Source organism: Fluctibacter halophilus (genome assembly GCF_020687825.1).
Lineage (GTDB): Bacteria > Pseudomonadota > Gammaproteobacteria > Enterobacterales > Alteromonadaceae > Fluctibacter > Fluctibacter halophilus.
The window spans coordinates 17,736-41,166 of the sequence record NZ_JAJEWP010000003.1 but is presented as its reverse complement, the minus strand read 5'-3'; the positions used below and the strand labels follow the sequence as shown (position 1 = coordinate 41,166).

The 23,431-nt window shown below is 49.6% G+C and carries 20 protein-coding genes; 10 read left to right on the top strand and 10 right to left on the bottom strand.

Going from position 1 to position 23,431, the window contains the following annotated elements; all coding sequences use genetic code 11:
- Positions 1–83 precede the first annotated feature (83 nt).
- From dnaA to gyrB, 4 genes are read left to right on the top strand one after another with little or no spacing between them, the layout of a single operon-like run.
- The gene (gene dnaA, locus LJ739_RS11760; protein ID WP_229160748.1) at positions 84–1,490 is read left to right on the top strand and encodes a chromosomal replication initiator protein DnaA; all 1,407 of its coding nucleotides are present in this window, start codon (positions 84–86) and stop codon (positions 1,488–1,490) included.
- Positions 1,491–1,512: 22 nt separating this feature from the next.
- Complete coding sequence (gene dnaN / locus LJ739_RS11755; RefSeq protein WP_229160747.1) at positions 1,513–2,616, top strand: DNA polymerase III subunit beta; 1,104 nt, start codon at positions 1,513–1,515, stop codon at positions 2,614–2,616.
- Between the two features lie 30 nt (positions 2,617–2,646).
- Positions 2,647–3,756, top strand: coding sequence for a DNA replication/repair protein RecF (gene recF, locus LJ739_RS11750; protein WP_229160746.1), 1,110 nt, complete (start codon positions 2,647–2,649; stop codon positions 3,754–3,756).
- On the top strand, positions 3,749–6,169 hold the full coding sequence (gene gyrB / locus LJ739_RS11745) for a DNA topoisomerase (ATP-hydrolyzing) subunit B (RefSeq protein ID WP_229160745.1): 2,421 nt from the start codon (positions 3,749–3,751) through the stop codon (positions 6,167–6,169). The genes recF and gyrB overlap by 8 nt, the downstream gene beginning before the upstream one ends.
- A 124-nt stretch (positions 6,170–6,293) precedes the next feature.
- Here gyrB and LJ739_RS11740 read toward each other — a convergent pair whose 3' ends face one another.
- Complete coding sequence (locus LJ739_RS11740; RefSeq protein WP_229160744.1) at positions 6,294–6,764, bottom strand: Lrp/AsnC family transcriptional regulator; 471 nt, start codon at positions 6,762–6,764, stop codon at positions 6,294–6,296.
- 428 nt (positions 6,765–7,192) lie between these two features.
- On the opposite strand from LJ739_RS11740, the gene ilvB reads away from it, so the two are divergent.
- A complete protein-coding gene (gene ilvB / locus LJ739_RS11735) occupies positions 7,193–8,923 on the top strand; it encodes a biosynthetic-type acetolactate synthase large subunit (protein ID WP_229160743.1) in 1,731 nt (576 codons plus the stop codon).
- Positions 8,924–8,968: 45 nt separating this feature from the next.
- Here the strand turns inward: ilvB and LJ739_RS11730 are convergent, their stop codons facing one another.
- Genes LJ739_RS11730 through glyQ form a run of 3 tightly spaced genes read right to left on the bottom strand, consistent with a single transcriptional unit; the run spans position 8,969 to position 12,430 of the window.
- Positions 8,969–9,421 (bottom strand): hypothetical protein, encoded by a 453-nt coding sequence (locus LJ739_RS11730; RefSeq protein WP_229160742.1) that lies wholly within the window; start codon positions 9,419–9,421, stop codon positions 8,969–8,971.
- A gap of 22 nt (positions 9,422–9,443) precedes the next feature.
- Positions 9,444–11,522 (bottom strand): glycine--tRNA ligase subunit beta, encoded by a 2,079-nt coding sequence (gene glyS, locus LJ739_RS11725; RefSeq protein WP_229160741.1) that lies wholly within the window; start codon positions 11,520–11,522, stop codon positions 9,444–9,446.
- Positions 11,523–11,524: 2 nt separating this feature from the next.
- Positions 11,525–12,430 carry a glycine--tRNA ligase subunit alpha gene (gene glyQ, locus LJ739_RS11720; RefSeq protein ID WP_229160740.1) on the bottom strand — a complete coding sequence of 302 codons (906 nt, stop codon included), beginning with the start codon at positions 12,428–12,430 and terminating at the stop codon, positions 11,525–11,527.
- A gap of 107 nt (positions 12,431–12,537) precedes the next feature.
- Between glyQ and LJ739_RS11715 the strand changes: the two genes are divergently transcribed.
- Positions 12,538–13,119: a DNA-3-methyladenine glycosylase I gene (locus tag LJ739_RS11715; protein WP_229160738.1), complete on the top strand. Its 582-nt coding sequence runs from the start codon at positions 12,538–12,540 to the stop codon at positions 13,117–13,119.
- On the opposite strand, the gene LJ739_RS11710 is transcribed toward LJ739_RS11715, so the two are convergent.
- The 5 genes from LJ739_RS11710 to LJ739_RS11690 form a co-directional block, all read right to left on the bottom strand.
- Positions 13,116–13,832: a substrate-binding periplasmic protein gene (locus LJ739_RS11710; protein WP_229160736.1), complete on the bottom strand. Its 717-nt coding sequence runs from the start codon at positions 13,830–13,832 to the stop codon at positions 13,116–13,118. The two genes, LJ739_RS11715 and LJ739_RS11710, sit on opposite strands and share 4 nt — an antisense overlap.
- A 75-nt stretch (positions 13,833–13,907) precedes the next feature.
- The gene (locus LJ739_RS11705) at positions 13,908–14,363 is read right to left on the bottom strand and encodes a DUF2489 domain-containing protein (protein WP_229160734.1); all 456 of its coding nucleotides are present in this window, start codon (positions 14,361–14,363) and stop codon (positions 13,908–13,910) included.
- A 9-nt stretch (positions 14,364–14,372) separates the two neighbouring features.
- Positions 14,373–14,879, bottom strand: a complete 507-nt coding sequence (yihI, locus tag LJ739_RS11700; protein WP_229160732.1) for a Der GTPase-activating protein YihI — start codon at positions 14,877–14,879, stop codon at positions 14,373–14,375.
- A gap of 30 nt (positions 14,880–14,909) precedes the next feature.
- Entirely contained in the window at positions 14,910–15,554 is a 645-nt protein-coding gene (locus LJ739_RS11695; protein WP_229160730.1) for a class I SAM-dependent methyltransferase, read from the bottom strand.
- A gap of 454 nt (positions 15,555–16,008) precedes the next feature.
- Positions 16,009–16,632 (bottom strand): c-type cytochrome, encoded by a 624-nt coding sequence (locus tag LJ739_RS11690; protein WP_229160728.1) that lies wholly within the window; start codon positions 16,630–16,632, stop codon positions 16,009–16,011.
- A 186-nt stretch (positions 16,633–16,818) separates the two neighbouring features.
- Here LJ739_RS11690 and yihA point away from each other — a divergent pair, with 186 nt between their 5' ends.
- Positions 16,819–17,445 (top strand): ribosome biogenesis GTP-binding protein YihA/YsxC, encoded by a 627-nt coding sequence (gene yihA / locus LJ739_RS11685; protein WP_229160727.1) that lies wholly within the window; start codon positions 16,819–16,821, stop codon positions 17,443–17,445.
- Positions 17,446–17,826: 381 nt separating this feature from the next.
- Here yihA and polA read toward each other — a convergent pair whose 3' ends face one another.
- The gene (gene polA, locus LJ739_RS11680) at positions 17,827–20,610 is read right to left on the bottom strand and encodes a DNA polymerase I (RefSeq protein WP_229160726.1); all 2,784 of its coding nucleotides are present in this window, start codon (positions 20,608–20,610) and stop codon (positions 17,827–17,829) included.
- 395 nt (positions 20,611–21,005) lie between these two features.
- Here polA and elbB point away from each other — a divergent pair, with 395 nt between their 5' ends.
- The 3 genes from elbB to LJ739_RS11665 all read left to right on the top strand — a co-directional run bounded on the left by elbB (position 21,006) and on the right by LJ739_RS11665 (position 23,348).
- Positions 21,006–21,656 carry an isoprenoid biosynthesis glyoxalase ElbB gene (gene elbB, locus LJ739_RS11675; protein WP_229160725.1) on the top strand — a complete coding sequence of 217 codons (651 nt, stop codon included), beginning with the start codon at positions 21,006–21,008 and terminating at the stop codon, positions 21,654–21,656.
- A gap of 101 nt (positions 21,657–21,757) precedes the next feature.
- Complete coding sequence (locus tag LJ739_RS11670; RefSeq protein ID WP_229160724.1) at positions 21,758–22,129, top strand: BlaI/MecI/CopY family transcriptional regulator; 372 nt, start codon at positions 21,758–21,760, stop codon at positions 22,127–22,129.
- Complete coding sequence (locus LJ739_RS11665) at positions 22,122–23,348, top strand: TonB family protein (protein ID WP_229160723.1); 1,227 nt, start codon at positions 22,122–22,124, stop codon at positions 23,346–23,348. The genes LJ739_RS11670 and LJ739_RS11665 overlap by 8 nt, the downstream gene beginning before the upstream one ends.
- Positions 23,349–23,431: the final 83 nt, after the last annotated feature.

The following is a 23,431-nucleotide window of genomic DNA, read 5'->3' as shown; positions in this document are numbered from 1 at the left end:
CCTTTACCGTTCGGGGCACACCGATTATCGCCGCTTTTTCGCAAAAATTGCCCTTATTACGCGGCGCGGAGCTAGTTTTCTTCATGTCTTTATGGAATAAGTGCCTAGATAGGCTACAACAAGAATTGCCAACACAACAGTTCAGTATGTGGATAAGACCGTTGCAGGCGTTGGAAGACCCGCAATCTCTGACGCTGTTTGCGCCCAACCGTTTTGTCCTCGACTGGGTGCGAGACAAGTACCATGCAAAGATCACTGAGTTGTTTTCCGAATTTTGCGGCGCTGATGCGCCCACATTGCGGCTGGATGTAGGGCAGGGAGACAAAGTACCTGCACAACATTCGCCAGTGCAAACGGTGAATGGTAGTGCCAACGTTGATCCTGCCACGCCGGCGACACCATCGACAGTAGTGCCACAACCGATTGTTGCTGCCAGCAGCGGGACTTCCGGTCTGGTTGAGGTGGAGCACAAAAGTAACATCAATACCAATTACAAATTCGATAACTTCGTCGAGGGTAAATCGAATCAGCTCGCTCGGGCTGCTGCGTCGCAGGTAGCGGATAATCCTGGCGGCGCCTATAATCCGCTGTTCATCTACGGCGGTACCGGTTTGGGTAAAACACACCTGTTGCATGCCGTAGGAAATGGCATCATGGCACGTAAGAAAAATGCCACGGTTGTGTACATGCATTCTGAGCGTTTTGTGCAAGACATGGTGAAAGCATTGCAAAACAATGCGATCGAAGAATTTAAGCGTTATTATCGGTCTGTTGATGCGCTTTTGATCGATGACATTCAGTTTTTTGCCAATAAAGAACGCTCTCAAGAAGAATTCTTCCATACTTTCAACGCCCTGTTGGAAGGTAATCAACAAATTATCCTCACTTCCGACCGCTACCCCAAAGAAATTGATGGTGTTGAAGATCGCCTGAAGTCTCGTTTTGGCTGGGGTCTGACAATTGCCATCGAACCACCCGAGTTAGAAACGCGGGTGGCGATTTTGATGCGTAAAGCGATGGAGAACAAAATTCATCTACCTGATGAAGTGGCTTTTTTCATCGCCAAGCGACTGCGCTCAAACGTGCGTGAGTTGGAAGGTGCATTGAACCGTGTCATTGCCAACGCTAATTTTACCGGACGCCCCATTACCATTGACTTTGTTCGCGAGGCATTGCGTGATCTGTTAGCGTTGCAGGAAAAACTTGTCACCATTGATAATATTCAGAAAACGGTGGCCGAGTATTACAAAATTAAAATTGCAGATATTCTGTCCAAACGACGCAGTCGCAGTGTAGCAAGGCCTCGCCAGATGGCGATGGCGTTGGCCAAAGAACTGACCAACCACAGTTTGCCGGAAATCGGCGATGCGTTTGGCGGTAGAGACCACACCACGGTACTGCACGCGTGTCGAAAAATAGTGCAGCTTAGGGAAGAAAGTCATGATATAAAAGAAGACTATCAGAACCTTATTCGCACACTATCCTCATAAGTATCAAAACACGAGCGAAACGATGAAATTTACGATTAGCAGGGAAAACTTTCTTCAGCCACTCCAATTGGTCTCCGGTGCAGTTGAGCGTCGTCATACATTACCAATTCTTTCCAATGTGCTGATAAAAGTGAGCGACAGCGCATTGTGGTTGACCGGCACGGATCTGGAAGTAGAGCTGATCGCGAATGTTACCCTGACAGGGGATTGTGAAGACGGTGAAATCACCGTCCCGGCTAAGAAATTGTTTGATATCGTCAGAGGATTGGCAGATCAGAGCGAGGTGAGCTTTCACCTTGACGGCAACAAAGCCGTACTGCGTTCTGGGCGCAGTAAGTACACGCTATCTACCTTGTCTGCTAACGATTATCCCAATTTGGAAGATTGGGAGGGCGAGGTTGAGTTTGAGATTTCTCAAGCGGATCTTAAGCACCTTATCGACAGCACTCACTTTTCAATGGCGCAGCAAGATGTGCGTTATTATTTAAATGGCATGTCACTGGAGACGGAAGAGAATCTTATCCGCACCGTGGCAACAGATGGTCATCGCCTGGCACTGTGCCGTATGCCTTACGAAGCCGCAACGCTACCGACCCGCCAGGTTATTATTCCTCGCAAGGGTGTGCTCGAGATTTCCCGCCTCATCGAGGCGGATGACAAGTTGATTAAAGTGCAGATTGGTGCCAACCATATCCGGATGTTTTCTAACGACTTTATTTTTACCAGCAAGCTGGTCGACGGCCGTTTCCCTGACTATCGCAGGGTACTGCCCAAAGATGGTGACAAAATCATCGAAGCCAGTAAGGACCTCCTGAAACACGCGTTTGCTCGCGCTGCTATCCTTTCCAATGAAAAGTTTCGTGGCGTCAGGCTCAATTTGTCCAATGGTGAGTTGAAGATCACGGCGAACAACCCAGAACAGGAAGAAGCCGAAGAGATCGTTGATATTGATTATCAAGGCGGCGAACTGGAAATCGGCTTCAATGTGGCTTACTTGCTCGATGTGTTTAATGCATTGAATTCAGAGAATGTGAAGGTCTCGTTGTCTGACTCAAACAGTAGCGCACTGATTGAAGATGCCAGTGATGATTCAGCACTGTACGTCATAATGCCAATGAGGCTGTAGAATCACAGCCGTGGGCAGGTTTTTTCCATTATGAAACTGGATTTGGTCCGGCTTCAGGATTTTCGCAATTTAACGTCGGTCAGCCTTACTCCATCGCCCAGTGTCAATTTGGTGGTTGGACAGAACGGTAGCGGCAAATCGTCATTGTTGGAAGGATTACATTTTCTCGGCTTTGGCCGGTCTTTTCGCACCAATAAGCATCGAAATGTTATTCAACACGATAAGAAGGCCTTCCACGTTTTTGGGCAAGGGCTTGACGGTCAAGGCCGCCTCAGGAAATTGGGGGTAAGCCGAGGGAATGATGACAGTATTACCGTTAACATCGATGGAGAACACTCTCACCGAGTAGCGGCCCTGGTAAGTCAAATCCCGATGCAGATTTTTACGCCGCAAAGTTCCGACATTATCATCGGTTCTCCCTCGTTAAGAAGAAAGCACCTTGATTGGGGAGTGTTCCACGTGGAACATGGTTTCGCGATGGCAAGTGGTCACTATCGTCGTTGCTTGAGTCATAAAAACGCATTGTTGAAATCGGGAAGTAAAGGTTCAGGTTGGCAGCAACAAGACAACTACTGGACCGAACAACTGATATCTTCAGGCAAAACAATAACTGACTATAGAATCCAGTTTCTTAACGCCATTCAGCCCTATCTATCGCAAAATCTATCGCAATTTCTACCTGAGTTTTGCGTCGAAATTTCGTATCATAGGGGCTGGGATAAAGAAGCTTCGCTGGAAGAATCAATACAACAAAAAGCTGAGAAGGATCAGCGTTTTGGTTTTCTTAGCGTTGGTCCGCACAAAGCTGACCTTAAAATTAAAGCGGATGGGCATGATGCTGCTGAGCGTTTATCGCGAGGTCAAATGCGTATGCTCATCGCAGCGTTGCAACTGGCACAAGCCCAGTACCTGAACAGTAAACATCAAAAGGATTGTGTCTTTTTGCTGGATGATGTTGGGGCGGAGTTAGATGCTGGTAAGCGCGAAGTGTTTGTAGATGAGTTACTCGCCTGTTCTGCGCAAGTGTTCGTCACTGCGATTGAGCAACAGCAAGTGCCATTCATAAAGAAGTATAACGATTATAAGTTGTTTCACGTGGAACATGGTCACGTGGAAGAGGAGAATGACCCCAATGGCTGATGAACAAAATTACGACTCGTCCAGTATTAAGGTACTAAAAGGCCTCGATGCAGTACGTAAGCGTCCAGGGATGTATATTGGCGATACCGATGATGGCACCGGCTTGCATCACATGGTATTCGAGGTTGTCGATAACTCAATTGATGAGGCGCTAGCAGGTCATTGTTCTGAGATAAATGTTCAAATTCATAACGACGGCTCGGTTTCGGTTACTGATGATGGACGAGGTATTCCTACTTCTATTCACGAAGAAGAGGGTGTTTCAGCCGCGGAAGTTATTATGACGGTCCTCCACGCAGGTGGTAAATTTGATGATAACTCCTATAAGGTTTCCGGCGGCTTGCACGGTGTTGGTGTGTCGGTTGTTAATGCGTTGTCGAAGAAGTTACGCTTGCGTATTCGCCGAGATGGAAAAGTTCATGAGCAAGAATATGTGCATGGTGTCCCTTCTGCGCCACTAGAAGCCGTGGGCGAATCCGAAACAACGGGTACCAGCATCCGATTCTGGCCCAGTGAAGACACCTTTTCAAACGTGGAATTTCACTACGACATTCTGGCCAAACGCTTACGGGAATTGAGCTTCTTGAACTCTGGCGTCTCCATCGTATTGACCGACGAACGTGACGGTAAAAAAGACCACTTCAAATACGAAGGTGGTATCCAAGCGTTTGTTGAATACCTTAATCAAAATAAAACGCCGATCCACCAGAAAGTCTTTCATTTCCAAACAGAGCGTGAAGACGGTATCTCTGTTGAAGTTTCAATGCAGTGGAATGACTCATTCCAGGAAAACATTTTCTGTTTTACCAACAACATTCCTCAACGAGATGGTGGTACACACCTTGCCGGGTTCCGTGGTGCGTTAACCCGTACACTGAACAACTACATGGAAGCGGAAGGCCTTAACAAGAAAGCCAAGACCAATGCTAGCGGTGATGATGCCCGAGAAGGGTTAACAGCGGTTATTTCGGTAAAGGTCCCTGATCCTAAATTCTCTTCCCAGACCAAAGACAAGCTGGTTTCTTCAGAAGTGAAACCTGCGGTTGAAACAACAATGGGTGAAAAGCTGCAGGAGTTCCTGCTAGAGAATCCTACTGAAAGCAAAATCATTGCAGGTAAGATCATTGATGCAGCTCGCGCCCGTGAAGCTGCCCGTAAGGCCCGTGAGATGACACGCAGAAAGGGTGCATTGGATTTGGCTGGATTGCCAGGCAAGTTGGCTGACTGTCAGGAAAAAGATCCTTCACTATCAGAACTGTATATTGTGGAGGGTGACTCAGCCGGCGGATCGGCTAAGCAGGGACGTAATCGTAAGAACCAGGCTATTTTGCCCTTGAAGGGTAAAATTCTGAACGTAGAAAAAGCGCGATTTGACAAAATGCTGTCTTCACAGGAAGTTGCAACGCTGATCACTGCATTGGGATGTGGTATCGGCCGTGATGAATATGATCCTGAAAAGTTGCGTTATCACAGCATCATTATCATGACCGATGCGGACGTTGATGGTTCCCACATTCGTACCTTGTTGCTGACATTCTTCTATCGTCAGATGCCTGAAATCATCGAAAAAGGCTATATCTATATTGCCCAACCACCTTTGTACAAGGTCAAGAAAGGTAAGCAGGAGCAGTACCTGAAAGACGATGATGCGTTGACAAAATACTTAACCAGTATCGCGTTGGATGGTGCGTCTCTGCACGTTAATGACAATGCTCCCGGGATTTCCGGTAGCGGCCTTGAGACGTTGGTTAACCAGTATCAAAGCACGGTCAAAATGATTGATCGTATCAGTCGCTTAATGCCTAAGGTTCTACTTAATCATCTGATTTACAGCCCGACACTGACAGTGGATGCTCTGAACGACAAGTCAGCGTTGGAATCATTTGCCAACACGTTCGTGGATGCGTTGACCGAAGCAGAGTCAGATGGCAAGACGTATCGCTTTGAGATCAGAGAAGATAAAGAACGTAACTCTTGGTACATCGCCATTATTTTGCGTCAACATGGCATTGATAACGAGTATCGTCTGGATCATGACTTCATTGATTCTACCGAATATGGCCGCCTCTCAGCCCTGGGTGAGTCAATCAGAGACATGATGGAAGAAGGTGCCTACATCAAACGTGGTGAAAAGGTGAAGCCAGTAGAGAGCTTCGTAGAGGCTCTGGAGTGGCTGATGGCAGAATCCAAACGTGGTCAATACATTCAGCGCTACAAAGGGCTGGGTGAAATGAACCCCGAGCAATTGTGGGAAACCACCATGGATCCAAATTCACGCCGTATGCTACAGGTCACGGTCGAAGATGCCATCGCTGCCGATCAGTTATTCACTACGTTGATGGGTGACCAGGTAGAGCCTCGTCGGGCCTTCATTGAAGACAACGCACTGCAGGTGGTTAACCTAGACGTTTAACCTATCAACGGATGCCGGACTGTTTCGGTTCATCTGTAATCTGCAAACGTTCATTGTCAAAGGCTGTTCCGATTGGAATGGCCTTTTGTCTTTGTGACAGTCAAAAGCCATCACTTGATTTTGACTAGTGCTGTGGTGCGGTCAGGGGAAGGGCTGTGGTATCCTTTATCTTCGATAACGCCATCGTACTCTTCACCTCTGCAACACCTTCTATTTGAGAAATGCGCTGGAAAAACAGCTGCTCGTAATCGTAGACATCCTTAACCGCAACCTTCATAAAGAAGTCCTGGTCACCCATCAGGCAATAGCACTCGAGTACTTGTTCGATGTCGCGGATACTGTCTGCAAATTTATCAAGATTGGCACGTCCATGGGCTGAAAGCTTTACATGGGCGAGCACTATCGTGCCCAATCCTACTTTTTGCGGATCCAGTAGTGCTACGGTTTTACGAATGTAGCCTTCTTTTTCGAGTCGTTGAATACGGCGCCAACAAGGTGCTTGAGACAAGCCAACACTGTTTGCGATATCGCTACTGCTCTGTCGCGCGTCTTGTTGCAGAAGACGAAGAATTTCTCGGTCTGTCTTATCTAGCATATATATTTCTCTATTCTTGTGTTTGGCGAATTAATATTAATTAATTCAGGCTTAAAGGTGATTAAATGGTCGAGTTAATGCGTCAAATTGCTGGTATTTTATTCATATACAATAACCAGGGTTATGTCAATGAATGGCCAAATGGATACAAATTACTATTCCGTCGACTTCAGCACAGTTTCTGACCTCAATGTGGTTCAGCGATTGTTGGACTTGTTAGCAGCGATCAATCAGCAACCATTGAGTTGTCATTGGCGTTCAATTGAAAGTGAACAGAATCATTTAGTGGGAAATTTACTCATATGCTTGCCTGAAGATTGTCTGACGCGCTTCGTTGACCAGGCAGGCGCGACTGTTGGCGTGTTGGGGTGTGCCGCCAGCAGACTCGCAGATACCCAATTGGAGAGGCTTAAGGAGGCTTCCTGACGATGTGCGTAGATGATTCATTGTCTGAACGCCCTGTAACGGGTGCTGACGAGTTGCTACGGGTATTGGCATCACTTGGTGTGGATACCGTGTTTGGCTATCCAGGCGGCGCGGTACTGCCGCTCTACGACGCGATATTCCGACAAAGTGCCATTCAACACGTGTTGGTGCGACACGAACAGGCTGCGGTACATGCGGCACAGGGATACGCGAGAGCTACGGGGAAAACCGGCGTTTGCATCGTCACGTCGGGGCCTGGTGCAACCAACACGTTAACGGGGATGGTTGATGCGCTCATGGATTCAACGCCGGTCTTGTGTATCAGCGGGCAGGTGAACAGTGCGCTATTAGGTACTCAGGCTTTCCAGGAAGCCAACATGGTGTCACTGTACAGAGCAGCAACAAAATACAATGGCTTGGTTACCCAGCTCGATACGCTGCCTGAACGCCTGGCACAGAGTCTTGCACTTACCCGGGAAGGGCGACCTGGTCCAGTGAGTCTGGATATCAGCAAAGATGTACAAGGCGCCGAATACCGGCAGACCACTTCCTATGACACGTTGAACGCCTGGTTCGTGCGTAGACCTTATGAGACACAGTTGACGCCGGTTTACGACAAAATCATTGCCCTTTGCGAAAAAGCGCAGCGTCCCATGGTATTGGTCGGCGGCGGTGTGACTGCTGCGGGACCAGTGGCCGTCGATGCATTGCGTCAATGGTTGGCTTGCAGTGGTATTCCATGCACTTCCACATTGATGGGCCTAGGTGTAGTAGCGCCGGAAATGCCAGGTTATATGGGCATGGCTGGAATGCATGGAACGTTGGAAGCCAACCTTGCGTTGCACGGATGTGATCTGTTGATCAATTTGGGTGCGCGCTTCGATGACAGGCTGACAGGAAACCTGGCCGGATTCGCGCCACAAGCTACGGTAGTGCATGTCGATGTCGACCCGGCTTGTCTCAATAAGTTGGTTCGCACTGATGTGCCTGTGTGCGCTGATCTTACAGACGTGTTGCCCGGATTGTTATCGTTGTGGCGAGAACGGGCGGTGGGCATGCTGACACTGGATTCCTGGTTTAAACAATTACGTGAGTGGCAGGATGAAGAATGTCTGGCCTATCAATCCAGTGGTGGACTACTATCCCCTCAGGAAGCCATCGACAGGCTTTGGCAGCGAGTAGGGGACCTGAATCCCATCGTGTGCACGGAAGTTGGTCAGCATCAGATGTGGGCTGCACAGTATTGCCGCTTCAGGTATCCAAGACGGTGGGTGACGTCTGGCGGTTTGGGCACCATGGGATTTGGTTTACCTGCAGCGATTGGTGCCCAATGGGCCAACCCTGATGATTTGGTCATTGATATTGCTGGTGACGCTTCTATCCAAATGAACATTCAGGAATTGGCAACGGCGGTTCAGTATAAGTTACCGGTGAAAATATTCATCCTTAATAATGAGCGTATGGGAATGGTCCGCCAGTGGCAGGACCGACACTATCAGGGTCGGAGATCCTTTTCCTATGCTGAGTCACTGCCAGATTTTGTTGCGCTGGCAGCGTCCTACGGTGCGACAGGAATACGCATATCAAATGCGGATGAGTTTGATGGTGCGATTGAGCGAATGTTAGCCTGCGATGGACCCGTGATTGTGGATTGTTGCGTCACAAAAGACCAAAACTGCTATCCGATGATACCGGCGGGAGCCAACCATAACGAAGTGGTGCTGGCAGAGTAGCGTAAAAAAAGCCAGCTAAACGCTGGCTTTTTTACCGTTTGAAATTCACTTCTCTCTGAGATACTGGACAAACACCTGTGGGTTGTCGTGATCAGAGAAATCGATACTGAATTGATAGACACCGGAGCGGTCAGGGGTGAACTGAAAGTTACCCTGAGGGTTGTCACAGCGTGCACTGAGGGTCTGATGCAATTGAATGGTGACGCTATCATCGCCACGATAGCTGCCGCAGCTTAAGCCTGGCGTCCAATGACTGTCGGCAAATTTGAAGTCGTAAGGCTGCCCATCGGCAATCAGCTTAACTTCCGCACCGTACAGATCGGTACCCAATTCCTGCACACGATATTGGTCGTCAGCTTCCCACCAATTAAATACCCCGCGAAGGTATAATTCACTGTAGTCAGGGGTTGCGGAGGGCAATTCAAAACCCGTGCGGCTGGCACAACCCGTCAGGGCCAGCAGTGCCAACAACGATAAAAAAGAAACTATTCTTACCACGTTTCTACCTCTTGATTTGGAATTACACCGACGCCTGATTTAACAATGAAATATCAGCAGTGTGTAAGAACAAGCTGCGCAATTTAGCCAACAGGGCCAATCGATTATTGCGCACGGCCACATCCTCTGCCATAACCATCACATTGTCGAAGAAGCCGTCGACAGGTGCTCGCAAAGACGCCAGTTGGGTTAACACCTGACCGTACTGGCCGTTGGCCAGGGCGGTGGTGATGGCCGCCTCCACTTGTTGCAGTGCATCGGCCAGTCGCCGCTCTTCGTCACTTTCGAACAGGCTGTTATCTACATTTTGGGTGGTGGTGACGTCATTCTTGGCCAGAATGTTGGCAACCCGCTTATTGGCTGCAGCCAACGCTTCCGCTTCAGGGTGGGCCTTAAACTGGGTAACCCCGGCGATACGTGCTGCATAGTCAGCAGGTTTGGTTGGACGTCTTGCTGCCACCGCTTGTATGACATCGATTTCGACACCTTGTTCCTGATACCAGGCACGGAATCGTCCCAGGATAAAGTCTACGACCTGTTCTGATGTGTCAGGGTTGGTCAGCTTGTCAGCAAACAATGCCTGGCTATCAGCAATCAGGTTGACCAGGTCCAAATCCAGATTACATTCAACGATAATGCGCAGTACACCAATGGCTGCTCGGCGCAAGGCAAACGGGTCCTTGTCACCTTTGGGTAGTTGGCCAATGCCGAAGATGCCCACCAGTGTATCGAGCTTGTCAGCCAATGCCAGCGCCTGACTGACACCTTGTCGAGGCAGTTCATCACCCGCGAAGCGAGGCATGTACTGCTCATTCAACGCAACAGCGACGGCTTCGTTTTCGCCATCAATGCGGGCGTAATGCATGCCCATTACCCCTTGTACATCGGGGAATTCCATTACCATGTTGGTCATCAGATCGGTCTTGCACAGTTCACCGGCCCGCTTAGCATCTTCGGCATTGGCGTTGATTGACGTGGCAATCTTGCCAGCCAACGCGGCAATACGAGCAGATTTGTCGGCCAGCGTGCCGAGTTGCTTCTGGAACAAAACGGTTTGCAGTGACGCCACACGGGATGCGAGGGTGGTCTTCTTATCGGTGTCGAAAAAGAACTTCGCATCGGCAAGCCGGGGGCGAATAACCTTCTCATTGCCGTGGATCACTTGTTGTGGGTCCTGGCTTTCGATGTTGCTAACAAACAGGAAACGCGGCAGCAGATTGCCGTTCTGATCGAGCAACGGGAAATACTTCTGATCATCCTTCATCGTGTAGATCAGCGCTTCTTTGGGAACTGACAGAAACGCTTCATCGAAAGACGCCTTCAGGATCACAGGCCATTCGACCAGCGCAGTGACTTCTTCAAGCAAGCTCTCGTCGATGTCCGCTGTTGCGCCTTCCTGCTGTGCTGCGTTAAGCAATCCTTGGCGGATTTTTTCTTTCCGCGCGCCGAAATCAGCCAATACGTACTGGCTTTCCAATGCCTTCAGATAGCTGTCAGCATGGTCGAGCTCAAATTGCTTGTCACCGTGAAAACGGTGACCGAATACGGTTCTTGCCGACGTCAGACCAAGTACGCTGCCAGGGACAACGCGATCGCCATACAACATGGTCAGGCTGTGAACCGGACGAATAAATTGCGTACTCTTACTGCCCCAGCGCATCGGCTTAGGGATCGGAAGTTTTTTCAGCGCGCCCTCAACCAAATCGGCCAGCAATACATCCAGTGATTGACCTTTGATGTCAGCTTTGTGCAGTAACCACTCACCTTTGTCTGTTTTCAATCGCTCGGCCTGCTCAACACTAATGCCGTTTGAACGGGCCCAGCCTTCTGCAGCCTTGGTTGGCTTTCCATCAGCGTCATATGCAGCGGTGACTGCAGGGCCGCGCTTTTCGACCACGCTGTCCGGTTGTTGCTCAGCCAGTTGCGCTACAGCCACTGCAAGACGGCGTGGGGCTGCATACCAGGTGACATCGCCATGAGACAGGTTTGCCGCGTCCAGTGCGCTGGTGAGCTGTTGTGCAAAGGCGCTACCCAGTTGTGTCAGCGCTTTCGGGGGTAACTCTTCTGTACCGAGTTCAACAATCAGGTTATCCGTCTGCATCGTTACTGCTCCTTCTGACACATGGGGAAGCCAAGCGCTTCTCGGGCTTGGTAGTACTTTTCGGCACAGGCTTTGGCCAGGGTGCGCACGCGCAAAATGTAGCGTTGGCGCTCTGTCACGGAGATAGCATGGCGGGCATCCAGCATATTGAATGCATGGGAGGCCTTCATCACCTGCTCGTAGGCTGGTAGCGCCAGCTCTGCGTCGAGTAAACGCTGACAGTCGGCTTCACACTGATCAAACTGTTTAAACAACGCATCTACATCGGCGTGTTCGAAGTTATAAGTCGATTGCTCAACTTCATTCTGATGAAACACATCGCCATACGTGACTCGACCCATCGGACCGTCAGTCCAGATCAGATCGTAAATGCTGTCTACACCCTGGATGTACATGGCCAATCGTTCCAGGCCATATGTAATTTCACCGGTTACCGGTGAACATTCCAGACCGCCGACCTGTTGGAAATAGGTAAATTGGGTCACTTCCATGCCGTTCAGCCATACTTCCCAACCCAGTCCCCAGGCACCGAGAGTCGGTGATTCCCAGTTGTCTTCGACGAAGCGAATGTCATGGACAAGGGGATCAAAACCCAGTTCCTTCAGTGAACCAAGGTATAGCTCCTGAATATTGTCGGGCGAAGGCTTTAACATAACCTGGAACTGGTAGTAGTGCAGCAAGCGGTTGGGGTTTTCACCATAGCGCCCGTCAGTCGGGCGGCGGCATGGCTGTACATAGGCGCTGCTGATAGGCTCAGGTCCCAAAGAACGTAAAAACGTCATTGGATGAAAGGTACCTGCACCCACTTCCATGTCCAATGGCTGGATAATCACACACCCTTGGCGTGCCCAGTAATCCTGTAAGGCCAGAATCAAGCCCTGAAAGGTTTTTATGTCAAACTTCTGCATGTCACGCTGCTAAACTGATGGTTTCAAAAAAATGCTCGCCAGTATACCTTTTGTCGGGAGCTGAATGTAGGTTAAATCATCAATTTGTTGGTGATTAGGGGGGAAAAGTGGATAAAAAACGCTGTGGCTGGGTGACTCAGGATCCGATTTACCTGGACTACCATGACAAGGTCTGGGGACGGCCGGTCACTGACAGTAAAGAATTGTTTGCCAAGCTTTGTCTTGATGGGCAGCAGGCCGGTCTCAGTTGGTTAACGATCCTGAAGAAACAACAGGGCTATGAAGCGGCGTTTGCCAACTTCGACCCCCACCAGCTTGTGTCATTGGATGAGGCTTTTGTCGAACGGCAAATGCAAAACCCGGCGATTGTCAGAAACCGTCTCAAGATCCAATCAGTGATAAAAAATGCCCGCGCATACGTTGCGCTTGAAGCACAGGGTACAGGTTTCAATGACTATTTGTGGTCATTTGTCGATGGCTGCACAGTGGTGAACCAATGGTCCAGGCTGGACCAGGTTCCAGTGTCTACACCTGCGTCCGATGCAATGGCAAAAGCATTGAAAAAACAGGGGTTTTCGTTTGTTGGCACGACCATTTGTTATGCCTTTATGCAAGCAGTAGGTATGGTAAATGACCATACCACCGACTGTCATTGCTATGAACACGTGTGCGCTTTGGCGCGCAGTTAATGTTGTGATTCAGCGTTGAGTGCGAGTTGCTGTATGGCTTGTTGCAACCGTTTAATATTTCCCGGCGGCATGTGCTGATTGGCCGCCAGATAGCCGGTGATTTTCAGTGCCGGGATGGGCGCTACAATCTTGGCTGTCTCATGAGTGCCCAGCGCGTCCAACACTGGCTTTATCAGCGCAGGGTCATCGATGATCATATCCACATTTCGATTGAGTAATAGCTGCCAGGAGCATTGAATATCTGCACAGCTAAGAAAATGTTTGTCTTCGTTAAGTCCCTGCTGTTCAAGCCACTGCTGAGCAATATCGTCACGTTGTGTGGCAAATCGGTAGCGGTGCAGCGAAGCCAGAGCGTCAGCAGTTAGATCGCGTCGATCGGATAAGCTGACCAGCGCCAGTTCGTAATCGACCACAGGTGCGATCCAGTGAAACAAAGGTGCTCTGGCTGGCGTTTTGGCGATGGCGTAAATCAACGCATTTGGGGTCTCTAAGGCATTGCGATAGGCGCGTGCCCAGGGGTACATTTCAATCCGGTAACTAAGACCAGCGGTCGCCAGAATGCGTTCAACGTGCTCTGTTGCCTGACCAACCACGACACCATCCTGGGTGTATTGGTAGGGGGGGGAAGGTTCGGTATAGACAATCACGTCCTGCGCCAGAATGTCACAGCTTGCCGACAGTAGCAGTAGTATGGCTGCTTTGATGAACCTCATGCTTGAACAACGTCCGCGCAGGTAGTGTGTAACTCTATACTAGCAACAGGGCTGGTTGTCACACAATATGTGCTACTACCATTGCCGTTGTGTCAGCGGCTGAATTTCCGTCAGTATTGCGGATTCCAGCCGGGCTTCGTGTTCTTCTCTTACCCGGTCCTGCGCTTGTCGCTCATTGCGAGGCAATGCTTTTCTCGCGTCATGGGTGGGTAGGTCCCTGACTTCCAGGTAAAGTGCATACAGGGCAGGGTAGTCTGATTGACAATTCGGCGGTGTTGCCAGAGGAAGTGCTTCGAGCAGGTTTACCAACCGAATCGCGCCTTCTGACAGATTGCACTGTTGCTGTTGCATGGCCAATGCGATGGTTTGGATACTCTCGGTTAAGTTCGCCAGACGGGCTGTTCTAACGGCATTCTGGCGGACTGTTTGTGCACGCAACTGGTGTAGCAGTTTACCGGCATAAAACGCCAATGGCAGGACAATGCAAAGGGCAATACCAGCGGCGAAAACGGCGGTTGTGTCAGAAATCATTGCGGTCCTCTATTGGTCTTTCCATTTGTTCAGATCGGCATTGTCAAACCGGTCGAATACATCGTCTTCCGATGGTGCATCTTCGGTTTGAGGTTCGTCCTGAATACCGAGCAGGTCACACAGCGTACGGTGACGCGCCATCTTTTGATCGACCCATGCCTGTTGCTCTGCTGACAACGATTTACCTTGCTCCAGCTTGTCGAGCAAACGATTCAGTTGCTTGTCGTTTTCAAGCGCTTCAAGTTCCTGAGCAGGAGAAAAATACTTCGGTTTTGGTACTTCCTTTTTGTCTTCTACGATCAGCGGTACCGGCTTTTTACTGCCAATACGTGGATCTTTTTTGTCAGCGTTGGCGCGATTTTCATTGCGGGCCTGGGCCACACTATGACGACTACCTGCTGGTTTTCCCGTGTGCTTTTTCGGTTTACTGCCACTTTCAGGCTTGATAGGACGCGGCTGGGATGACTTTGGTACTCCGATCCGACCGACTTTGCGGGATTTTTTGCGACTTGCCATGCTTACCTCCAATTGGGTGCGCATTTTAGCTTAATTCTCGCTCTTGTTCTGCATTAACACCACATCCGGGCCAAAAAATTCACAGTGCATATGATGGTTAAGTGCCAGCCAGCGAAACGTTTGTTCACTGAAAAAGCTGACATGGGTGGGGTCATTCTTGTAATGCCAGGTCGCGAAGCGTTGCGGGTCAATGACGCGCTTGGTCATGATCGCCAGCCACCCTCCGGGGTTGAGCAACGCTGTGAACATTTGCCATTCTTTGGCCGGTTGATGAAAGTGTTCAATGGCTTCGGTACAGGTTATCAAATCATAGGTTTGAGACAGTGGGGTTCGGTCTGGAAAATAAAAGGGATCGTAGATGGTCATCTCATAGCCACGCTGTCGAAGCTGTGTAGCCAGGACAGGTCCTGGCCCACACCCGAAATCAATACCGCTTGCAGGGGACGGGCATCGCGCCTCGATAGGGTGAATAACGCGCTCAAGAAAACGGATATACCCGGGATCATCAGCATGATTTTGATGCAGGTTATATTCCTGTCGCTCCTGATCTGACGAAGGGCGTTGCTGGGGATCGACAAATACCAATGCACAGGTCTGACACTGAAAATACCGACGGCGGGCGTCCTGATGATAAGGGGTACAGTGCGCAGCGAGGCACAAAGGGCAAGACAACATGGATATTCCTGAATTTCAGACAAGAAAAAAGGCGATAGCATAGCTATCACCTTTCATTTAACCAAGTGCCGATTGACACTTCTCCCGTTGTGGTTCGTCCTGAACAATCAGGGCTCTCCATTTCGCGGTGCTTCACTTATTATTTTTGTTCACGAAGCTCTTTTTTGTTTTCGGTCATCCTGACACTTTATTTTTCATCCATGTATCTTTCCCAAGATGCTTGAATGAGGCAACTATTGTTATTTTTTGAGGTCGCCTTTTTCTTCCGTGGCAAGCGAAAGCTTGCGCTTCCTTGTTGTTTTTATTTGACGCAAAAGAATACACGATAAAATATATTTTACAACTTTTTTACAATCACTTTTTGGCAAAAAAATGTAAGTCCTTTGGAGGCTTTCAGTTTTAGGCACAAAAAAAGCGGTGATAACACCGCTTTTCAAATATTGCGCTGAGTTGCTTAGTGCAAGCCACCCAAGTATTTGGACAGGATTTCAATGTCTTCATCAGACAGCTTCATGGCAATATCCCGCATCATGCCATTGAGGTCATTTGCCCGTTGTCCGGAACGAAATGCTTCCAGCTGTGCTTTCAGGTAAGTCGGATGTTGACCGCTAATGTCAGGAAAGTCTGCTAGTGCCATGCCGTTTCCGCGCGGGCCATGGCATGCGATACATGCAGTAATCCCGCGATCTGCGTCACCACCGCGATAGAGTGCTTCACCCTTAGCAATGACGTCTTCAGGAGTTGATCCCTGACTCATGTCCTGACTGGCAAAATACGCTGCCAAGTCAAGCATGTCCTGCTCAGACAGAGGCGCGGCCATACCGTTCATCACCGCATTATTACGGCCTTCAGCACCGCCGGTTTCCGCTGCCAGTTTGAATTCTTTCAGCTGCTTGACCAGATAACCGGCATGTTGGCCAGCTATTTTCGGATTCATGTCAATCATGCTGTTGCCATCGTTACCGTGGCAGGCTGCACAGGTTGCAGACTTTTCTTTACCGGCTTGTGCATCACCTTGCGCTAAGGCTTGGCCGGCGACACCCAGAGTCAAACAAAAAATCAGGCCCAATGTTTTCATATATGTTCTCGCCAAACGTCGTGTGTACTGGTCATTCTTGAGTGGGATATTGTACACATTTCTTCGGTTGTTAAAATCTTTTCCAGAAGAATAGTAGGGTTAAATCAAGACAATAGCGTAAAAACCGTGTTCACGATGGTATAATTGCCCTCAATCCACCGAGTCATTTACAGGAAGATAATTCCCGTGTCCTACTTTACACAGGCAAAATTTCAAACCAGCGCACCCGATATTCGTCATCTGGACGGAGATGAGGGGACGGAAGTTGCATTTGCTGGTCGCTCCAATGCTGGAAAATCAAGTGCGTTAAATCGCATCACCCGGCAAAAAAACCTCGCGCGCACGAGTAAAACGCCTGGCCGAACCCAATTGATCAATGTGTTTGAGCTTGAACCTGGTCGTCGTTTGATCGATTTGCCCGGTTACGGTTACGCCAAAGTGCCGCTGGCGATGAAAGAAAAGTGGCAACGAGCCTTGGGCGAATATTTGCAGGCGAGGAAAAGTCTCAAAGGCTTGGTCGTGCTGATGGACATCCGCCATCCGTTTAAAGATCTCGATCAACAGCTTATCCAATGGGCTGTTGACGCTAAAATTCCCGTGTTGGCACTGCTAACCAAAGCCGACAAACTCAAGTCAGGTAAACGTAAGGCGCAAGTCATGATGGCGCAGGAAGCAGCATTGGCATTTTGTGGAGATGTCACCGTTCTACCCTTTTCATCACTCAACGGCGTGGGACAGCCTCAGGTAGAAGCTCACCTGTTGAACTGGTTTGGCGTGGACAGTAAGGAACAGCCGCAAACCGCAGCGCAGTAGGTTTATCTATAACGTCATCGTACGGCGTTAAACCGCACGTAAAAAAAAGCCTCTCCAAAAGGAGAGGCTTACAGGACTGAGAGAAAACACACAATAACTGTATTGGTAGACGCCCCTTCCCAGCATTAGTTCCCAACGACCCGCTTTTTTTTATTTTTTTGTGCCGTAAGAGCCAATCATAGGCTTGTAAACTTTTTTCAGGCATAAAAAAACCCCGGCAAGTGCCGGGGTTAAAGCAAAGGTTATAAAGATTTAACATCTTACCTCTGTACCCTACAGAGCGAATAATAGCCAATTTCTTGCAAAAGGCAAGGTTTTTTGAAATTTAATTACATATCTGTACTAAGGTTACCGCTCTATTGGTACTGATTTGTCCTTCTTTTAATGCGCTTCATCCCAGTTATCTCCGACACCAGCTTCGACTAGCAGCGGTACAGATAAGGATACTGCGTTTTCCATCAAGGACGTTATTTTCGAACAATACTCATCAATAAACTGTTCTTTTATTTCAAAAACAAGTTCATCGTGAACTTGCATGATCAGACTGATGTTGTCAGCTGAAACTGTTTGCATCCAGCCGTGTACCGCAATCATGGCCTTTTTAATGATGTCAGCAGCCGTCCCTTGCATCGGCGCATTGATAGCAGCCCGTTCCGCCCCTTTGCGTCTTGCACCGTTACTGGCTTTGATGTCCGGTAAGTACAAGCGACGCCCAAATACGGTAGAAACGTATCCGGTTTGTTTGGCTTGTTCCCGCGTATCTTCCATGTATTGCAGAACGCCTGGATAACGCTCGAAATACGTATCCATGTAGTGTTGAGCATCATGTCTGGGAATATTCAGTTGGCGGGCAAGACCAAACGCTGACATGCCATAGATCAAGCCAAAGTTAATGGCCTTTGCACTGCGCCGCTGTTCTGTGGTGATCTCATCCACAGCGGTGCCGAATACTTCACTGGCGGTGGCTTTGTGAATATCTTCACCTTGGGCAAATGCCTTCAGCAGACCTTCGTCTTTCGATAAATGCGCCATGATGCGTAGCTCAATTTGAGAGTAATCGGCCGCGACAATCCGATAGCCTGGGCGTGGAACGAATGCCTGGCGTACTTTTCGCCCTTCAGGGGTGCGGATTGGGATGTTCTGCAGGTTAGGATCGGTGGATGACAAACGACCGGTTGCTGCAACGGCTTGGTGATAAGAGGTATGCACTCTGCCGGTACGCGGATTGATCATTTTGGGCAGCTTATCCGTGTAAGTATTTTTCAGCTTGGTTAAGCCTCTGTATTCCATCAGCATGTTGGGCAACTCATACTCAAGAGCGAGCTCCTGCAACACTTCTTCTGACGTAGAGGGGGCGCCTTTGGGGGTTTTCTTGATCACCGGTAACCCCATCTTATTGAACAGTATTTCCTGCAACTGTTTGGTTGAACCGAGATTGAAAGGCTCACCGGCCAAATCATGCACCTGTTTCTCAAGGTTGATGATGCGGTTGGCCAGATCCTGGCTTTGCTGTGCCAGGCGCTGGCTGTCGATCAGAACGCCGGTCTGTTCCATGTTGGCCAACACAGGGATCAGAGGCACTTCGATGTCGGTTAATACCTGGCAGAGATCGTCAGCGGCCTGCAATTTCGGCCATAAATGTTGATGCAGACGTAGCGTAATGTCGGCATCCTCAGCCGCATACGGGGCTGCCTGTTGCAATGGTATCTGGTTAAAGGTCAGTTGTTTAGCGCCTTTGCCGGCAATGTCTTCGAATTTGATGCTGGCATGCCCAAGGTATGTCAGCGACAGGCTGTCCATGTCATGGCGCGTGGCGACACTGTTAAAAACATAGGACTCCAGCATGGTGTCAAAGGCGATACCTTGTAAATCAATGCCGTAGTTGGCCAGCACATTTTTGTCGTACTTGATGTGCTGACCCACCTTTTTAGCTTGCGGATTTTCCAGCCATGGTTTGAGTTGCTCAAGTACCCATTCACGTTCCAGTTGTTCCGGCGCATCTGGGTAGTCATGGGCGACCGGTACATAAGCTGCTTCTCCAGCTTCTGTCGCAAAAGACAGTCCTACCAGTTCCGCCTGCATATAATCCAGTGATGTGGTTTCTGTATCCAGCGCCGTCAGGACAGCGTTATTGAGTTTTTGCAGCCAAGTCTGGAACGTTTGTTTGTCCAGGATGGTGACATAGTTGTCACTCAGCACCGGCGGGGCAGTGACGGTCTTAGAAGCTGGCTCATCATCATCAGTTTGTTGCGCTTTCGCACCTTTTGGGGCGGTTAATGAGTTACCGTTGGAGACCTCTGTCAGCCAGCGCTTGAATTCGTATTCGGCAAACAGCGATTTGAGTGCTTCATTGTCAGGCGCTGTGGGTGTCAGGCTGTCAGGAGAATAATCCAGCGCTACATCGAGCTTGATGGTCGCAAGCTGGTACGACAGACGAGCTTGCTCCTCGTATTCACGCATCTTGTCCGCCATTTTCTTGGCACCACGAAAATCAAGACCGGCGATATCGTCGAGGTGTTGATATATCGCATTAATGCCACCAATCCCTTGCAGCATGCCAAGCGCGCTTTTGTCACCTACCCCAGGGACGCCGGGTATGTTATCTACTTTGTCACCTTTCAGGGCCAGAAAATCGATCACCAATGACGGGGGGATGCCAAACTTTTCGACCACGCCTTCAGGGTCGAGTACTTGATTCGTCATGGTGTTGATGAGGGTGACATGTTCATTGACCAACTGCGCCATGTCCTTATCCCCTGTACTGATTAGCGTGGGGATCCCCTGTTCTGAGGCCTGACGGGCAAGTGTGCCAATAACGTCATCCGCTTCTACACCGGTTTCTACAATGATCGGCAGACCCATGGCGCGTATGATGGCGTGCAGAGGCTCAATCTGGCTGCGCAACTCATCAGGCATGGGAGGACGATGAGCCTTGTATTCAGGATAAATGTCGTCGCGAAACGTTTTGCCCTTAGCGTCGAATACCACCGCCATATGAGTGGGGTGGAATTGGTTGATGAGGCTGCGCAACATGTTGATTACGCCATAGATCGCCCCAGTATCCTGGCCTTTGGAGTTAGTAAGTGCAGGCATTCCATGAAATGCTCTGAACAGATATGAAGAACCATCAACCAGGATCAATGGGTTGTCGGGCAATTTACTCATAATTGACATAAAAGCGTGTTGGTGAAGTGGCGTAAAGCATGCCACATTACAGCCAAGGCATCTACGCTAAGCGTATGAACACTCTGTGGATAACTCTGTTGAAGAACTTTGGCCACAGCATAACGCCACCTTGCGAAGGATTTACGCAAAGTGTCTGAAAGCCTTATAAATTCTAGGTTTGAAAAATAAAGGGGAAACCGGACCCTGTTATTTTTATTATTATTTCCTTGTGGATATTGCCCGAGCAGAAATTTTGTATTTCATGTCGCGGGTCGATAACTCTACCACAACAGGTGGCGAAGAAAAGAACAAAGTCACAATTTTTTAGATGTAAACTGCATGAAAAGTGGTCAGTTTATGCATAAGCCAATGACAGCAATGGATGTGGAGGTGTTATGAAATCAGTCGCAATTTTACTCAGTGGATGTGGCGTATTTGATGGTGCGGAAATACATGAGTCAGTACTTACTATGCTAAATGTCGAAAAGATGGGGGCCAAATACCAGTGTTTTGCACCTGATCTTGAGCAAATGCATGTGATAAACCATCTGACGGGGGAGGTCGATGCCGGTGCGACACGCAATGTGCTGGTCGAAGCAGCGCGCATTGCCAGGGGAGCTATACAGCCACTGGCGGCCTTTGACCCGGCTGAATTTGACGCGCTGCTGGTTCCGGGCGGATTTGGGATGGCGAAGAATTTATGTGATTTTGCCGTTGCGGGGCAAGACTGCCGGGTGCCTGACAGTGTTGTTAATCCTTTGAAAGCCTTTGCTGCCACTGGCAAGCCAGCAGGGTATGCGTGTATTGCTCCCGCGCTATTGAGTCAAGTGTATGGCGAGGGCATCCAGCTAACCATCGGTAATGATCCAGAAACCGCCTCAGCTCTGCAAGCAATGGGGGCAGTGCATATGGATTGTGCGGTTGACGACATTGTCGTTGATGAGCAGCATAACGTAGTAACGACACCTGCTTACATGCTGGCGGGGTCAATTTCAGAGGCTGCAGCTGGTATTGAGCGATGGGTAGAGGCTGTATTGACACGTTAGCGGCGTGTTGCCCGGCATTCGCATCGTGAAATAAATCACTTGCGCTAATTGACTACATGTGTAATCTTTAATTGACTACAAGTGTAATCAATGAGGGCAAAATGGAAATCAGTGATGCTGAATATGACGTTATGTGTGCCATTTGGGCGGGCCACCCGGTTGATGCCAAGACCATCATTGCCCGTTTGTCCGCACACAAAGACTGGCATGACAAGACCGTAAAAACCTTACTGGGGCGGTTGGTTAAAAAGGGCGCCTTGACGTTTCAGAAAGACGCCCGCGCTTACCTTTATTCGCCAAGCCTCGCCAAAGAAGCCTATCAGCGCCAGCAAAGCCAACACATCATTGAACGCTTTTTCGGTGGGCGCTTATCGCCATTCGTTACTGCCTTCGCAAAGCAAAAGTCCTTACAAGCTCAGGATGTAGAAGCCCTTAAAACGCTCATCGAAAACTGGGAGCGGGACAATGATTGAGGTGCTGGTGAACGCGGGTATAGCGGCTTCGCTGACAATCCTGGTATTGCTTGCCAGTCAGCGCTATTGGTTAAGCGTGTTGGGCGCATCCGGGGCTTATCGGTTGTGGCTATTGGTGCCCGTGTCGATGCTGTCCAGTGCCCTGCCTCTGTGGCAGGTTGAGGTGCCCGCGTCGTTTACCGTTCTGGCTGGCATGTCTCAACCAACAATCACGGCATTTGTCCATCAGGACAGTGCGCTGTTCTATGTTGCAATCTGGGCAATTGGTTCGCTGGCAATGGTGTGTGCCGCAGCGGTAATGGTCTATCGCCATCATCGCCACATGCGCCCGGTCAGTGAGGCACTGCTGCGCAAATTGCGCCGACATCGTGCGATCCTATCGGTGCTGCCAGGCATAACTCACAGCGATGAAAAGAGCCCCTGCCTGATTGGCTGGCTGCACCCGCGATTATCATTGCCCGACGATTTCTGTCAGCGTTACTCCGTTGAGCAGCAGCGCATGATGTTGTTGCACGAATGGGTACATTGGCAACGTCGAGATCCGCTGTGGAACGGTTTGGCGTGCGTTTTGTGTTGCCTGTATTGGTTTAACCCTTTGATGTGGCTGGGGTATCGGGCGTTTCGTAGTGCCCAGGAGATGGCCTGTGACCAGGCCGTTTTACGCAACGCGACAACGGCACAACGGGCGCGCTATGGGTACGCTATGTTGTCTGCTGCCGACACGAACCCTCAATCTCCTCTACTAACAACCTACACCGGAGCTTATCAACAAATGAAACAGCGACTGACATTACTCCCTGCCCATCAACGACGTGATGGCCGACCATCGGTGGCTATCGCCAGTGTGTTTACCATGCTGATGCTGGTGTTGGGCTCAATATCACTTTCTCATGCGGGCAACGACAAGGTGTATCCCCGTTTTCGGGCGGAACCTGTTTATCCCGAGCAGGCAGCTGCACAGGGGCTTGAAGGTCATGTTGTGGTGCAATTTGACCTCGACAGTGCAGGGCGGGTTCAAAACCTGTCTGTGCTGGACAGTCATCCCGCCCAGACCTTTGATAATGCGGCATTGACAGCGGTTTCACAATGGCAATATGACGTCGATGGTATGGCCCGCAACGGGGTGCTGGTGCAACTTGATTTTGTACTCAGCGAAGACGGTAAAAAAGCGGCGCTAGACAACCATTCGGACGAGAGTGAATTGATCCTGGTGCAATAAACGGGAGCCTTTCCCCACGGCTTGATCATTCGAGGGCGGCAGCGTAGCAACTGCTTCGCCCCTTCATCTCACGCAAATGATTA

Excerpts from the sequence above, each read along its gene's own strand:
- dnaA (WP_229160748.1), top strand. The coding sequence starts at position 84 with ATGTCTTTATGGAATAAGTGCCTAGATAGGCTACAACAAGAATTGCCA.
- dnaN (WP_229160747.1), top strand. The coding sequence starts at position 1,513 with ATGAAATTTACGATTAGCAGGGAAAACTTTCTTCAGCCACTCCAATTG.
- recF (WP_229160746.1), top strand. The coding sequence starts at position 2,647 with ATGAAACTGGATTTGGTCCGGCTTCAGGATTTTCGCAATTTAACGTCG.
- gyrB (WP_229160745.1), top strand. The coding sequence starts at position 3,749 with ATGGCTGATGAACAAAATTACGACTCGTCCAGTATTAAGGTACTAAAA.
- LJ739_RS11740 (WP_229160744.1), bottom strand. The coding sequence starts at position 6,764 with ATGCTAGATAAGACAGACCGAGAAATTCTTCGTCTTCTGCAACAAGAC.
- ilvB (WP_229160743.1), top strand. The coding sequence starts at position 7,193 with ATGTGCGTAGATGATTCATTGTCTGAACGCCCTGTAACGGGTGCTGAC.
- glyS (WP_229160741.1), bottom strand. The coding sequence starts at position 11,522 with ATGCAGACGGATAACCTGATTGTTGAACTCGGTACAGAAGAGTTACCC.
- glyQ (WP_229160740.1), bottom strand. The coding sequence starts at position 12,430 with ATGCAGAAGTTTGACATAAAAACCTTTCAGGGCTTGATTCTGGCCTTA.
- LJ739_RS11710 (WP_229160736.1), bottom strand. The coding sequence starts at position 13,832 with ATGAGGTTCATCAAAGCAGCCATACTACTGCTACTGTCGGCAAGCTGT.
- LJ739_RS11705 (WP_229160734.1), bottom strand. The coding sequence starts at position 14,363 with ATGATTTCTGACACAACCGCCGTTTTCGCCGCTGGTATTGCCCTTTGC.
- yihI (WP_229160732.1), bottom strand. The coding sequence starts at position 14,879 with ATGGCAAGTCGCAAAAAATCCCGCAAAGTCGGTCGGATCGGAGTACCA.
- LJ739_RS11695 (WP_229160730.1), bottom strand. The coding sequence starts at position 15,554 with ATGTTGTCTTGCCCTTTGTGCCTCGCTGCGCACTGTACCCCTTATCAT.
- LJ739_RS11690 (WP_229160728.1), bottom strand. The coding sequence starts at position 16,632 with ATGAAAACATTGGGCCTGATTTTTTGTTTGACTCTGGGTGTCGCCGGC.
- polA (WP_229160726.1), bottom strand. The coding sequence starts at position 20,610 with ATGAGTAAATTGCCCGACAACCCATTGATCCTGGTTGATGGTTCTTCA.
- elbB (WP_229160725.1), top strand. The coding sequence starts at position 21,006 with ATGAAATCAGTCGCAATTTTACTCAGTGGATGTGGCGTATTTGATGGT.
- LJ739_RS11670 (WP_229160724.1), top strand. The coding sequence starts at position 21,758 with ATGGAAATCAGTGATGCTGAATATGACGTTATGTGTGCCATTTGGGCG.
- LJ739_RS11665 (WP_229160723.1), top strand. The coding sequence starts at position 22,122 with ATGATTGAGGTGCTGGTGAACGCGGGTATAGCGGCTTCGCTGACAATC.